The organism is Mycoplasma sp. 4044, from assembly GCF_053851695.1.
On sequence record NZ_JBSQBD010000004.1, the window covers coordinates 1 to 15,713 of the forward strand.

Genomic DNA, 15,713 nt, shown 5'->3' on the forward strand with positions numbered 1-15,713 from the left:
AGGGGAATTTTCACTTTTTTATTTCAAGTTTAGAAATTTTGATTAAAAATGCTGTTGTTATGGTATCGCGTATCAGTCATAGTAATATCTTTACATTAAGTTAAAAGAAACATTTAACTCTATTGTTATTAATTAGTTTTATTTTTGTAAGTAAGGAAGATAAAAGTATAATGTCGAAAGACAAATAAAAACAAGTATAGAAAGAAAGAATACAAGAATGAAAAAATAAAAGCGCTAAAAGCGCATAAAAAAACGAATAGAAAAAGAAAAAGAAAAAATAAATTAATACACAACAATTTTTTTCTTGGTTTATCTTGTATTTTTTTTGTTTTGTTATTTTTTTGACTTGATTAATTTTTGAGTTTATTAATTGCAGTTTATTTTTAATTGTGATTGTTTTTTTGTAAAGTTTTTTTTGATAAGAAAAATTTTTTTTGTGGTATAATAATGGTAACTAAGATAGGTGCGACTAATAACACATTATCTTTGCCCCCTTAAATTCTCTTGTTCCAAAAAACTCTGTTAGCGATGGGATTAGTCTCAGCATCAGTTATTACTATTTCAGCACCAGTAATCTCTTGTGGAAACAAAAAAGAATCTACTACACCTGAAAGAGACAAATTAAGAGTAACACTTGACAAACTTGTAACAGCATACAAATCACTTGGAATTTGAGACACACTTAAATCTCAGTTGGAGCCTGTTTTTGCACAACTTAACAACATAACAGAAGAACAAGCAAAAATTGTTAACGATACTTGAACCAAAACATTAGAAGGACTGAATTTGTCACAACACTAAAATCCAAGTAAACACTAAACATAAGTATAAAAAACCGTGAGCTTATTACTCGCGTTTTTTTGACAAAAAAACACTCGCCTTAGCGAATGTCTTAAAGAATTGATTATCTTAAGTGTGCAAACATTGCAATTAAAGAAATAATTGAACCCACTAATAAAATAGAACCAATAACAATGTATTTTAGAAAACTTTTTTCTTTATTACTTTCATTTTTCATAATAATAATTATATAGCACAAAGAGTTAATTCAACCGAAATAACTAATAAATAAACAAGTAAGTATTTGAGTACTAAATGCCAGTGTTTTTTGTGTCAGGTTTGTTAATAAACATTAACACTTTTTTTTTTTTTTTTTACAAGCATTACAATTTATGTATGGCAATGCTACATTTTTGCATTGTATAAGGAGAAAAAATGAGAAAAAGCAGCAAAATGCTGATTTCAGTCAGCACTTTCAGTTTAATAGCAATTTCAATAAGTATTGCATACCTTATTTATAACACTACTAAGAGAAGAGTGAAAGTAGTTTACACAAAACTAGAACAAATTCTTAATAAAGTTGACTCGTTTTTGGAACAAAACAAAGATCAACCAGGATTCGAAGTGTTGCGCAACATTTATGAAGAAGTTTCTAAGCAATATAAAAGTTACGATCAAAAATCAGTTGATGAAAAAAGTGCATATTTAGAAAAGATGTTAAGTGATGCATTTGAAGCATTAAGAAAAATTTTGGACGATGTTTCAAAACTTAATGATGCCAAAAACGAAAATGACAGCTTAGTAAAAACTATTCAAGAGTATATTGAGCAAGTTTTTGGTAATAAACTACCGCAAAGTTGGCAAGAACTTAAAAAGCAAATAGCCGATGATTTGGATTCTATTAACAAAGCATACAAAAATAAAGATATTGACACTATTTTGAAGTATGCACAATCATTGGAACAAAAATTTAATCAATTAAAAGATGATTATTCATTAGCGCAAACAAATAATTTAAAAGAACAAAACCAATCGCTTTTCAAAACTGCTAGTCAGTTAGTTTTAGACTTGAAATTGCAAAATGATCCAATTCAAAAAACAATAACAAGCAACTTTTTTGCAGCAGATGACAATGATAAAACCATTCAAGCAAAAAATGATAATCTTTCAGCAATAATAACAAGTCTTCAAAAACGAAAAGAAGAATACTTACAAGTTAATAAGGCAAATGAAGAACAACTAAATAGAGCTTTGGACATAAAAACTAAATTAGACGAGTCAAATAATGTTTTGAACGAAAATCTTAAAGATAAAATCACAGATGCCATAAATGCAAATAATGAAATCTATCCTAAATTAACTAACAATGAAAGTCGCTGAAACGAAGTTAAGAAATTACAAAAAACTAATGACGAAGTTGAGCACGACTTTTTCTATAATAAATATCAGTTAGCAAGCAAAAAAGCGAATGAAATATACGCGTATTTAGCACAACAAGAAGGTGCTAACGATTTAGCACCAAAAGCTAAAGAATTAATTGATAACAATATTCAAACAAAAGATTCAAGTAACACTGATTTACAGAATTCTTCATATTCACTGACTAAAATTTCAAGTGAGCTAGAATATTGATATCAAAGAAGACTAATTAAGTCTAAGAATCAATATTATGAAACCCTGTTGCAAGCTGAAAAACTAAAAAACTTCCTTGTTAGTGCGATGCCAAACGAGTCAACTGATGAGTTAAAGAGCTTAATCCAGGAACTAATTAAGGCTATTAAGGATAATGATAATTTAATTAGCCAAGATAGCAAGCAATATGATCTAAGAGTGCAAAATTTGACTCAAAATATGGATTCTATCAAACAAAGAATGAACAATTTGACTGATGTGGCACACAAGTGATACGAGCAACAACATAATGTTGCTTCGCAATTACTAACTACTTTAACCAATGAAAAGCTTAAAAATTACTTGACTCAAAGATTACAAGAAAATAGTAACTTAAAAGATCAAGAGTTAAAAACTTATGCCAATGCGGCTGCCAATTTAGAAAATGCTTGCAACAAAGTACTAAGTTATCAAGAATTTGAAAAAGAAAAGACAGAAATTGATACCTGGTTAGAACAAAATCTAAGCATTTCCGATGAATACAAGACTCAAATTACTGATAAGAAAACTCAAGCACAAACTAATATTGATAATCTTTTGGATGAAAATAACAAAAACTCACAAGCAATGTCAGATGTAGTTTCATCCCTAGAAAATGATTTTAATCACATTCGTTTAAATGCTAAAAAAGATGAAGTGAGTCAGTTCCAAACGCAAAACAATCAAGCTTTAGAAACTTTAAATAGCAAATTAGAAGAAGCTAAAGTGCGTCAACAGTTAGTGAGTGAAATCAACACTAAAATCCAAGAAATTGAAGACAAGATTTTACAATCAAAAATCTTGGATAATGAGGCAAATCAAACTGAAATAAACATTAATAATTTTTTGAAAATAGCAGTTAATTCAATTTCAAAAGCTCAACTTCAAGACAAAAGTAATGAAGCGCAAGATTGAATTACAAAAAACAGCCAAGCTATTGGAAACAATCGACTTGAGACATTGAAAAATATAATTGATGATGTTAATCAAACAATAAACCAAAACCCCGATTTAAACTTCGACAACTTAAAAGATAAACTTGTTTTAATTTTCAACAAAACTAAAGTTGCTAAATCAGTTTCTGATTTAAGTAATTTGTTTAAAAATAATCAAAACTTACTTCCAACACTGACTGATAATAGTCTAGAAAAATCAGTTGTTACAGCAGTTAATGATAACATCACTGAGTCACTAAAAATTGCTAACGAGTTGCTAAATGGTAACAAAGTTACAGATAAAGATGAAACTAAGCTTGCTAATGCATTTAGTGATTATCAAAGTATTATTCAAACTGAAACACAACGTTCATTGACGCGCCAAAAATACACTGAGGCTAATGATTTTTACAACGATGCTTCAACTACCAGTGAACAGGCCAAGAATATATTGCAACCTACCCTTGCAACAAGTTTAAGTGTAATAGATAGCAAAAATTCGAGTTTCAATCAGTTGAAACAATTAGCAACTTCGCTTGCTAATAAATTGGGATTGGCTAAAGAAGTAGAAAAATACTTTGATAAAAAGACTGAAATTAATAATGATTTTCTATCAAAATACACTGACACAAAACCTGGTTACGTGACTGATTTAGAAGCCAAAATTCAAAACCATGACCAAACAGTTCTTAGCCAAGCTAATGACAACGGTAACAAAGATATTGTCAGCCAGACTTTAAAACAACTAGGTTTAGATTACCAAACTGCTCTAGATGAAAAAGATAATGAAGACTTACAATTGGATGTTTCAAAAGCTAAAACTTGAGCTCTAGCAAATACCTATTTATATGCTTATCCACACTACTTGAATTTAACTAACAATATTGCCCAAATTGAAGCTAAAACTAAGGAACAAGTCAAACAAGAATACTCAACACTTAAATCAGGACTTGCTAACACTTTTGCTTTAGCACAAGTAACAAAAGCCTTAGTTGATACAACTGATACTTGAAATAAATACAAACAAAATAATGATGTTAGCGACTTGCATGGAATCTTAGCTAATGTCGAACAAGATATTCAAGATGTAAAACAAAAAATAGCTTCTTACAATACTTCTACTCAATATCAAGATGTTAAAGATGCGATTATAAAAATGGTTGCCGATGATTATGTAATTAAATTTAGTAACATTAGTTCAGAACTGTATCAAATTACTAGTTGAAACATTTTTGACACGTGAAGAAGCGCTGAAGACTCTGAATATTTCGAAAAAAGAGGATGATATCATATGTTCATTATTGGTAAAATCGATACTAATTACAAAAAAATCGAGCAAGCATACAATGAGCAAGATTTAGACGCTATTAAACAAGCATATAACAAAACCGCTAGTTGAACAAAAATAGTAAATTATGCAGATGATGACAATCGAAATGAATACCCAGAACTATATCGAAATATCAGTAATTTAGTTGTTGAGCATTACAACGAAATCAAGAATGAAGATTTAAAACAATTCAAATCACTTGAATTATTCTTAGACTTTTTCGATCTAAATAGTTCATATCCTAATTGAGAACAAAACAAAGAAGAGATTGTTTCAAAATTAAAAAATAAATATGCTCTAATTAAAAAAGCATTATTTGAAGATTACACATGTATAAACTACAGTGACTATTTAGCAGAAGATCGAAAAGACGATCCAAATGAAGCAATCGAAACACTTAAAAAATGTTTATTTTACACATTTATTCTTCTACACACAGATAAAGATGGAACAGTTATAACTAGAATAAAACATCTTGCATCAAGTTATGAGAATTTAATAAATAGTTTACAGCAAGATAATGTGAATGATTCTCTATTAAATGAGCTAAGACAGAATAGTGATTTTAATCAATCGATTAGTTCACTTCAAAATTATTCATCAATGGATAATAGTGATTTCATAAAAACAGGCAGAGAAGATAAAATCAAAGCAAATCATCAAGAGGTTGCTGAGTTGTATGCAAAACATGAAGAACTAGGTTGATGAATAGAGTGACAATTAAGAGAGTATTATGAAGATGAAAATGGATATATGACAAACAAAAGCAAAAATGCTTATGACTTCATCCAGGCTATAATATCAACACAAGATAAGATAAATCTAGTTATTGAGAATTTATATAATAAAAAAGTAAGCGAAATCAAACAAAAAGCACAACAAATTGAAAACAAACTATCATCAAAATACTTTGATGTTTTGCAGAAACTAGATGAAGCACAAAATTACTATGATCAAGCTTCAGTTAAACAAGAAAATCTTGATGACAATTCATATACTCAAACATACGATTCGTTGCAAAAGGCTAATAAAGCTTTCAATATTCTTGATTCATTAATTAATTCACTTTCAACAGAAAATTAACATTTAGCACTTAGCAAAACCTAAGTGCTTTTTTGTTTGTATAAACCACTATAATTTAATTAATAATTAAGGAATAAAATGACGAAAAGAAAAAAGATTTGAATAACATCAAGCATATTTTTATCATTATCATCACTATCTTTAGGATCGTTTGTGTTATCTTGCAAAAACACAAATGAATTAGTTGTTGATTATACAAAACTTTTGCAAGCAATCAAAAGTGCTGAAACTTTAGTTAAAAATAATGCCAATAGTTTGGAAATTGCTGAATTGCAAAAGTTGCTCGAAAAGGTGCAAAAAGAGTTAAAAATATACAACCAAGATCAAGTTGATAACACAGTGAAATTGATTAACGATCTAGCAGAATCCACTGCTAAAAAATTTTCAGAAATTAAGCAAACTAAACATTCTGACAGCAATGAAAAACAGGGTGAAAACATTAATAAAGAGGATAATATTACTAATCCGGAAAATATTAAAAACACTGGTGATAACACTGAAAACAACACAAGCAACACTGACACAAAGACCCAGGATAATGAAAATGCACCAAGTAAATCTAAAACAGATATAAACCCAGAACATGCCGATCATGATAGACAAAATTATTTCACCCAAAAGCTAAATCTACTTCAAGAATTTCAAATCTTTTCTTCGTTAGTAAGAACTAATTTATTGAACTTTTTTGCTCAAGAAAAATTAAAACCACTATATGTTACGAACATCGAGAAAACGTTAAGTAAAATAACACTTGATTTTCAAAATGATGAAATAGCCTTGCAAGACATACAAAATCAAATTTCTAATCTAAAAAGCTTCTACAACACTGAAATAAATGAGTCTTTAACTAAGTTGTTTTCAAGATTTGAAAAACTGATCAATTTACCAAAAGATGATAATCTTAATCAAGAAGAATGAAATACTTTTAAGTCAAAACTTAGCAAAAAAATTGAGGATTTGAAACGTAATTTATGCTCCAATAAAAATACAATTTCATTTATTAAACTTCAGCAAAATGAGCTTGAAAATTTTGTTAAGCAACAACAACCACATTCTAAAGATATAGAACTGTCTTCAGACTCTTTAGTTGTACCGTTAAACAACATTTTGAATGCAAAAATTTACTATAAAAATGCTAACAATAAATATGAGTCTATTTCAAATTTAGATTCTTCTAAAATACCAAAAAACAACATTTTTATTGAAATTTTTACACAAAATCACACTTTTTATTTTCCTATCATTCAAATTTCGAAATTTCAAAACCTTTTAAAAGTAAGCTTTGATATAAGCAACTTAAACTTAGTTAAAACATCAGAATTTATCTTTTTGCCACTTGGTAATCAACAACCGGAAAATATTAAAAATTTGAATCAACGAAATGTTGATTTTAGCAAAAATGATGCATACAAAGAAAATAACCTTGTTGCTTATCAAAATGTTAGTTTATTAGCTCCATTCCTGACTGAAGAACAAACAATTTCACTAGCAAACAAAATTGATATAAAAAGCAATATAGCTTGCAAAAAAATCACATCAGTTGTTCCTTTGAATGAAAATGAAGTTGTTGTCAATTTAAACAAAAATCACTCAGATATTAATAGAATCCTAATCAGATATGAAGATGGATTTGTCGAAAAAGTGAATGTTAGTCTTGAAAACAATGCAAATTTGCAAAAACGTTATCAGTACAAAATATCTGGACTAGATTTATATTATCAACCACTAGTTTCAAACCTAAAATCTGACAATATTATTAAAAAAGTAAAAGATGACTTTATGAGTCTAGATTTTTCGTGGCAACAAATAAAAAATCATTTCAATCTTGATTCAAATTTTGTTGATGTTTCTTCTTCACTGCATTTGCAAAAAACAATTTTGAAAAACAAGCAAAATATAGTGACAATCCTAGAAGACATTCTTGAAAGTAATGCAATAGCTGCAAATAGTGAAGATATTACTTCGTTTTATGCACAAAAATTAGCTCAAAACTCTTTTAGCATATTGTTTAACTACTCTTATTTTGATAGATGGTATTCAATAGATTTTGCAGGAATTCACTTGACAAAATTACTTATTTTTTATAAACATTTCTGACATATTCAAACCACTAGTTTATTGGATTGATTAATAGAAGTTAGTCAAGTTGATTTTTCTTTCTTCAAACCAGAGTTAAATGTGGAAATGTTTTTGAAGTCTCTAGCAACTAAACTAGATAAAAAATCGCTTTTTGACTTTATTGTTGATACTAGAAAAATGTTAGTGCCCAATCTTTCGAATAATGAATGACTAAAACAGTCTTCAAAAGCATATATTGTTGAGGCTTTTTCTTCAGATAGCGAACTAAAAATATTGCAAATGCAAGCTAACCAGCCGTACAGTATTGGAGTGTTTGATAGGATTAGTGATTCTAAGTTTAAATATCGTCAAATGTTATTGCCCTTGTTAACTTTATCAAAAGAAAGCATGTACATAATTTCAACCTTATCTTCACTTTCTTTTGGTTCATATGAACGATATTTTGATTTAAATGACAATGTAAACGTCCAAAATAATATTCAAAACATTCATACTATGATAAACAATGCTGCCAAGTGACAAAGTAATTATTTTGATTTCTGATATCACTTATTAAACAAACAAGATAGAACTAAATTATTTGATTATGTAAACACATTCGACGGTTATTTATTTGTTAAACAAAGTAACATTGAAAATTCTGAAGGGTGACAAGATTTAAATTCGTCTTGCCCTTCAATTGAAGAATTTTTTAGTCCTATTAACAAAGGAATTAAATATTTATATACAGCTGGTGCTTATGCAATAAGTCATGAAAACTATTTCACTTTCAGAAAAATATTAACAGCCGACGGACATGCTATTTTTACACACGAAACGACTCATAATTTAGATGGAAGTACGTACTTTTTAGGTTATGGACGAAGAAGCGGAATGGGAGCTGAAGCCTATGCCCAAGGTTTGTTGCAAAATCCAATGTTTGATGAGTCAATAATCGGTATTAATTTTTCTTTTGAAACTGATTTTAACAACAGACAACGATACCAAGTTTCAAATCCGCTAAGTAAATTTAGCAGTGACAAAGCATTGCAAAACTATATGCATAATGTTTTTGACTTTATTTATTTGACCGAATATCTAGAAGCAAAAAGTCTTCTAAAACAACCACTTAAAACAAAGAAAATATTATTTTTCCAAGTATCAAATCAATTAGAAAAAATCAACAATGATTATTCACATGCTAATAATGTAATTGACATGAATTTATCTGATGATTTTATTAACAATTTAAAAACTGTTGATGATCTTGTCGATAACAATATCGTTTCTATTAGAAATCAAAATCGTAAAACTAGTTTCTTTTCCAGAAATGAATATAATGAAGTGAGCTTGACTAATAGTATATGAGCAGCCCTTGACAATCCAAAGGGCGCTCCTGGATCGTTTATGTTCAAAAGAATGGCTTTCGAATTACTAGCCTACAAGGGATATTACAATGGGTTTATTCCTTATGTTTCGAATCAGTTAGCAATCGCTTTAAAAGATTATTACGACCAAAAAATTGTTACCGATAAGCAAGTTTTCGATGCTATTTTAAAAGATGAATTTAATAGTTGATCTGACTTTAAAAAGACCATGTATAACAATGCTTATAAAGCAGCTCAGAATTTTATTAAACCTATAACTATCAATTATGAACTTGGTAAAGAAATCACCGATCAACAAATCATAATTAATAATGTTGCTCAGCTTGAAAATTTAATTAATCAAGCAATTACTTATGACAACAAAAATCTAACACTAGCAAAACTAGGTTCAGGTGAATATGATAGACTTAAAAAACTCTTATTTAAAGCATACCTTTTTGCAACTAATGATTTTCGTACCTCGATGTTTAAAAAGTAATTTAAATGCACAAAAAAACTTAAAAAAGTACTCAAAATAAGTAATGTTTCACCTTTTAAAGGCACATTACTTTTTTTTTTTTTTTGTGATAATATTTCTTAAATATTAAAAGCGAGGAGAATTATGAAGAAAACCAAAAAATATGCCATTTTGTTATCACTTCTCAGTGCTATTGCAGCAGGTAGTTCAATAGCCTATTTGTTAAGTGCTAAAAGTGTTGAAAATGAGCCTGTTAAAGATTTTGAAACCTTACGTAAAACATTGCAAGACAGCAATGAGTTTTTAACTCAAAACAATCAAAATAATGATTTTGAAACTCTAAACGATAAATATCAAACAATTAACAATGAATATTTCGGATACAAAAGTCAGGATATTATCGATACTCGTAATAACGAATTGCAAGATGAATTGAAAAAAGCCAAAGATAAACTTTTAGCAACGCAACAAAAGCAAAAAGATTTACAAAAGGCTATTGAAAACAACAAACAAAGTCTTGAAAATTTAAATTCTTGAATTGAAGATAACAAAGACAACCTAGAAGAAAATGAAGAACAAGATTTAAAAAACAAAATTAATGACAATCAGAATAAAACTCAAGAAGCTATCAATGCAAAAGATGATAAAAAAGTCAATGATTTAACTCAAGAGCTGCAACAACTTTTAGAAGACGCACAAAAGAATTTAGAAAATAAAAAGCAATCGCTTTTGACCAAAAATAAACAGTTAATGCAGAAAGCACAAGACTTAAACAAAGAAGTAAATGATGAAGAAAGTCAAAAAGCAATTGATAACAATAAAGGAAATGACAAAGACGCAACAAAAACTTTAGAGCAAAAAAATAAACAACTAGAAGACTTAATATCGAAGTTACAAGAAAGTAAAAACAAAGACGATCAGCCAGTTCTTGATTTTGAAACTTTAAAGAAAACATTGCAAGAAAGCAATGAGTTTTTAACACAAAATAATCAAAACAATGATTTCAAAGAGTTAAAAGACAAATACCAATCAATCAACAGTGAATATGAAGGTTACAAAAGCCAGGATGTTATCGATACTCGCAATAAAGAATTGCAAGATGAATTGCAAAAAGCTAAAAATAAACTTTTAGCAATGCAGCAAAAACAACAAGATTTACAAAAGGCTATTGAAGATAATAAGCAAGCACTAAATAACTTGAATTCTTGAATTAAAGATAATGAAGACAATCTAGATAAAAATGAAAAAGAAGATTTAGAAAACAAAATTAATGAAAATCAAAAACAAGTACAAAATGCAATCAATTCAAAAGATGATAAAAAGATCAATGATTTAACCAAAGATTTGAAAAAGCTTTTAGAAGATACTAAAAACAAAGTCGACACTAAAAAGCAACAACTTTTAGCAAAAAATAGACAATTGGCACAACAAGCACAAGATTTAAATAAAGATAAAAATGATAAAGATGTCCAAAAAACAATTGAAAACAATAAGGGAAATTACTCGGATTCAATAAAAACTTTAGGACAAAAAAATAAACAACTAGAAGACTTAATTTCAAAATTACAAGATAATAAAAACAAAGAAGAAAGCCTGAATATTCAAAACGAGTTGGCCTTACAAAAAGCTAATGAACTTTTGGCTAAACTAAAAGCCAATAAAACTGTCAAAACTGATGATTTGATTAAAGATTTAAATGACGAAATAGAAAAAGATAAAAATAGCTTCCCATCAGCTGACTTAAGTCAAAAACAAGGTTTGATTGATTCATTGAATCAAGCCGTTACAAGAAACGAAACCACTTTTAATAAGCGTCTATATCTAAAAGCACTAAATGATGCTAAAAGTCTAAATCAATTTATCCAAGATTCTCCTGATAATAATAACCCTTATAACACTCAACTTCCAGAAGTAATTAATTCGAATACTTTTAGCGATAATGCAACTGTAGCTCAATACGTTGCAAGTACAGAAAAATTAAACGCAACAACTAGCCAAATTCAAGCTGTTTTACAAAACAAATTAAACACAGTAAAAACAAGTTACACTCAAGCACTTAATAATGCTAATGAAGCTCTTAGCTTTTTAAAGAAATTGAATGCTGAAAATCCAAAAGATGAACTATCTGAAGCAATTAAAAACCTTTCACAAGCAATAGAACAAAACAATAGCGTCGATAGCAATTACAGAAAACCATATGAACAAGCAATTTTGGCTTTAAATAAAGCTGTGGAAGATGCCAAGAAACGTGTTAAAGAACTTGAAACTTTATCAAAAGAAAATTATGAAAAGTGACTAGCAAAAGATAAACAATTGCAAAGTGAAAATCAAGATAAAACTAATATTTTCAACTATTTTGATAAAGTTATAAAAGCTAACAGTGATTTCAAAAACCCAACAACACAAATTTATGATGCTTCCAGTCAAAAATTACAAAATGCTTACTATAAAGCGACAAAAATGCAAGAATTTGAAAAATTTGCACAGCAAGCTGATGAATCATTAAAAAATATTAACTTAGATCCTAAACCAGATTATGTTACAAAACTAGAATCTGACATTTCTGCATTAAAAAACCAGTTTAACAAACTTTTAAATGATGATGCGAAAACTAGTGATGATTTAGTTATTCCTACCCAGCAAATGTCACTTCTTTCTTTAAAAGCAAAACTAGCTCTTTTGAAAGAACCTAGCCAAAAACTTCTAACAAAAGTCACCGAAGAACTAACAAAAGAATATAACGACATTCCAAAACAAAATTTGAGTCCTTTAAAACAAATTGCTCAACAAAATTTAGACTTAGTTAACAAACTTTTAGAAGCTGATAATATCACTGAAGAACAAATTAAATCAGTTCAAAATACTATCGATTCTTCAAACACAATGTTGCAAAAAGTATCAATTCAAAACCAAGGTTTAAATTGAATTAAAAAGATTGATGATTTTCTTGCTAATGAAAATTATGACGAAGGCACAAAACAAGAATTGAATAGTGTTCTAAATGAAAATAAACCTGTAATTTTGGATTTAAATAACCAAACCAGCACTCTTTCACAAGCATCAAGTAACTTAGAAAATGCTTTAAAAACTGCAGAGAAAAAACAATACAAAATTGACTTACAAAATCTTAAAAACAAGTACAGTCTGTTGAGTCAAACAAATACTGAAAAGTTACAAAATTCAAACTCAGAGGTTCTTGAACATGTCAACCTAACTGACATCAATCAACAAATCAACACCAAAATAACAACTATAGATACCTTGATGGAAACTGACGAAGTAAAGAGAACTGAATACAATGACTTATTGCAAAAATATAATGACTTGCTAGCTTCTTCAAAATTAGAGTATTTAAGACAAGAAATAAGAAAAAATAACAACGAATTCTCGAATTTTGAAACTGATGATAATGAAATTTGACAAGCCTTCAAAACATTTACTGAGCAATGTAAAAATAAGTATTTATCAATAATTGACAATAATTCTTCTACATACAACACTCTTGAACAAACTTCTCAAGAGTTAACTAAAAATCAGAAATTAGCAAAAAATCTATATTCATTTTACTTATATGCAAACTCTTACCAAAAAGTCTTCGAAGAATATAAAAGAGGTGAATTAATTATTAATGACAACTGGCCTAAATTGGACTACACCGAAGAGATGTTAAAAAATATAGACGTTTTCACTTCAGAAGCAGAAAAACAAGCAAACGAAAATGGAAGTAATGAAAAAATTGCCGCTCTTCTAACTAATCTAAAAGATACATGTGACGAAAAAGCAAGAATAGCAATTTCTAACATGTGGAAGGTTAGAATGAAGTTTGTAGAAGAAAAAGCTTTTAAATGGCTAAAAAATTCTGGATTAAGCATTTATGACAAATACATGAGTTTAATTGGTGGTTGAAAAGAACTGCTAGAAAATAACACAAATTACACATTTGTTGACTTAGATAACAAATACGAAAATTATTTGGAAATATATAAAAAGATTCGTAGTTCATGAGCTTGGCTTATTGAGTCTACGGTTGAAGCTAGAAAGCATAGGGAATTTATAGATGAATTAAAAAATGATGATCCTGTTGCTAATGCTGAATTCATTAAGCAAGTTGAGGATGGTTTAAAAAGAATTGACTACGACACCATCATTAAACCATTGCTAGATTCTTACGAATTTAATCCAGTTATTCTATTATTAGACGAAGTACATGAAAAAATGCAAAAAGTGGTAGAACAAGTAAGAGAGCTTAACGCTGCTGCTCTAAATTCATTAAATAATGAAATTGCAACAGCTAAAACAGTAAAAGCTGATTTAGAAGACAAATTATCTCCTTTTGTAGAACAAATTCAAAATTACATTGCAGAAACAGAAACTGCTATCAATTATGATTCAGCTAAAGGAAACAATTTATTTTACAACAAACTAAATAGCCTAAGAAAAAAACTTGAACTAAACAGAGTTAAAACTCAGCTTCAACAAAACCTATATTTAGCACACAATTATTATGATGGGTTTGTTGAAAAGATATTAGATAATAGAATTAGTCCATGATACCTACAACCTGATAATGAAAAAATAAGACATGCCAATGAAATATACAAAAATATTATAGGTTCACTTTCTGGTTGAGAAGCTTCTTATGAGTCAAACAATATTGATAAATTAAAAGAATATTTGAAGAAAACAGAGTTAATGTTTCCTACAGAGGAAAATAAGCAAGATGTTGATCAATTAAAAGGATATAAATCACTATTGAATATTAGAGAAAAAGATGTTCTGTATGGCATGGTTGGTACTCCAAACCCACTATATTCAATTGATAATTACATTTCAATATACAAGAATATAAAAGATACAAGTGCATTAATACAAATAATAGGAACTAAAGCTTTAGATAGCATGGTAGATCATATTATTACCGAGAGAAAAGACTTACTATACAACACAAATTCAGAAAATTATGATATCTATAGATTTAAATACATGAAAGAAAAAGCTGATTACGATACCAAATATATTGACAATTATGAACTTATAACAACTTTCGGGACTATCATTCAAATTGCAAATTTCGAAAACAGCCTGCAAACAAGACTAGAAAATTCTAAAAAATGAATACAAACATATGATAGCTTCGTTCAAAATAAAAGTCTTTATGATTTCTACAGCAAAAAAGATAAAAGTGCACTTTCTTGAATTGAAGAACATATTAATTATGAAAAAGTTATTTTGAATACAAATTTTGATGATTTGCTTAACTATTATAAAAATTGACTCAAAACATTAGACTTGAGTTTTCTACAAGTGTCAAGTGTAACCCCAGAAAATTTTGATAACATTTTTAGAAGAGCGCTTGATGTCTTTCGTGCTATCTTTGCAAATGAACTATATAGCTCAACAATATCCTCAACAGCTAGCATAGAGGAAAAATATAAATTCATTTTGAAAACAACAAAATATGTAATATTTCAAAAAGAAGAACAAATAGGATATAACATTATTCCATACCTTGGTGATATTTTTAACTATGGAAATAGATGAAATTTCAATATTATAAGTAGTAAATATATTGAAATAATAAATAATTACCGAGACAAGTCGAATGAAAAGTACGTTGATTTTAAAGAGCAATACCAAAATTTACAAGATACATTATTTAACCGCAGATCAGCTACTGTTTCTGATGGATGGCCTTATGGTCCGGATGAATACCAGAAATTCTATGATGATCTTGAAAAGGCCAAAAAAATATATTCAAAGATGGAAGAGCTTTACAACGAATTAAAATCTTCATCAACTACATCTTAATATCACAAAATCAAGGCAAGAGTTAAACTTAGCCTTGATTTTTTATTTATTTGCAATTTTGCACCTTGTAGCAAGTAAACTTTATAGTACTGCAAAAATGTTTTTTGCAAAAAATAATAGAAATTTTATGGATAAAGCAAACAAATAAATACTACTAGTTTCTGCATTATCAATTTCCGTTGCAGGCGCATCAATTGCTTATTTGGTTAACTCCCATCAAAAAC

4 protein-coding genes are annotated in these 15,713 nt (G+C 28.4%); all 4 read left to right on the forward strand.

Annotation, left to right across the window (positions count from 1 at the left end; genetic code table 4):
* The first annotated feature begins 528 nt into the window (after positions 1–528).
* The 4 genes from ACWXVN_RS02935 to ACWXVN_RS02950 all read left to right on the forward strand — a co-directional run bounded on the left by ACWXVN_RS02935 (position 529) and on the right by ACWXVN_RS02950 (position 15,489).
* Positions 529–801, forward strand: a complete 273-nt coding sequence (locus ACWXVN_RS02935) for a hypothetical protein (protein ID WP_455979057.1) — start codon at positions 529–531, stop codon at positions 799–801.
* Between the two features lie 414 nt (positions 802–1,215).
* Positions 1,216–5,778, forward strand: coding sequence for a hypothetical protein (locus ACWXVN_RS02940; protein ID WP_455979058.1), 4,563 nt, complete (start codon positions 1,216–1,218; stop codon positions 5,776–5,778).
* A gap of 78 nt (positions 5,779–5,856) precedes the next feature.
* Complete coding sequence (locus tag ACWXVN_RS02945; RefSeq protein WP_455979059.1) at positions 5,857–9,702, forward strand: ZmpA/ZmpB/ZmpC family metallo-endopeptidase; 3,846 nt, start codon at positions 5,857–5,859, stop codon at positions 9,700–9,702.
* A gap of 123 nt (positions 9,703–9,825) precedes the next feature.
* Positions 9,826–15,489 carry a hypothetical protein gene (locus ACWXVN_RS02950; protein WP_455979060.1) on the forward strand — a complete coding sequence of 1,888 codons (5,664 nt, stop codon included), beginning with the start codon at positions 9,826–9,828 and terminating at the stop codon, positions 15,487–15,489.
* Positions 15,490–15,713 lie beyond the last annotated feature (224 nt).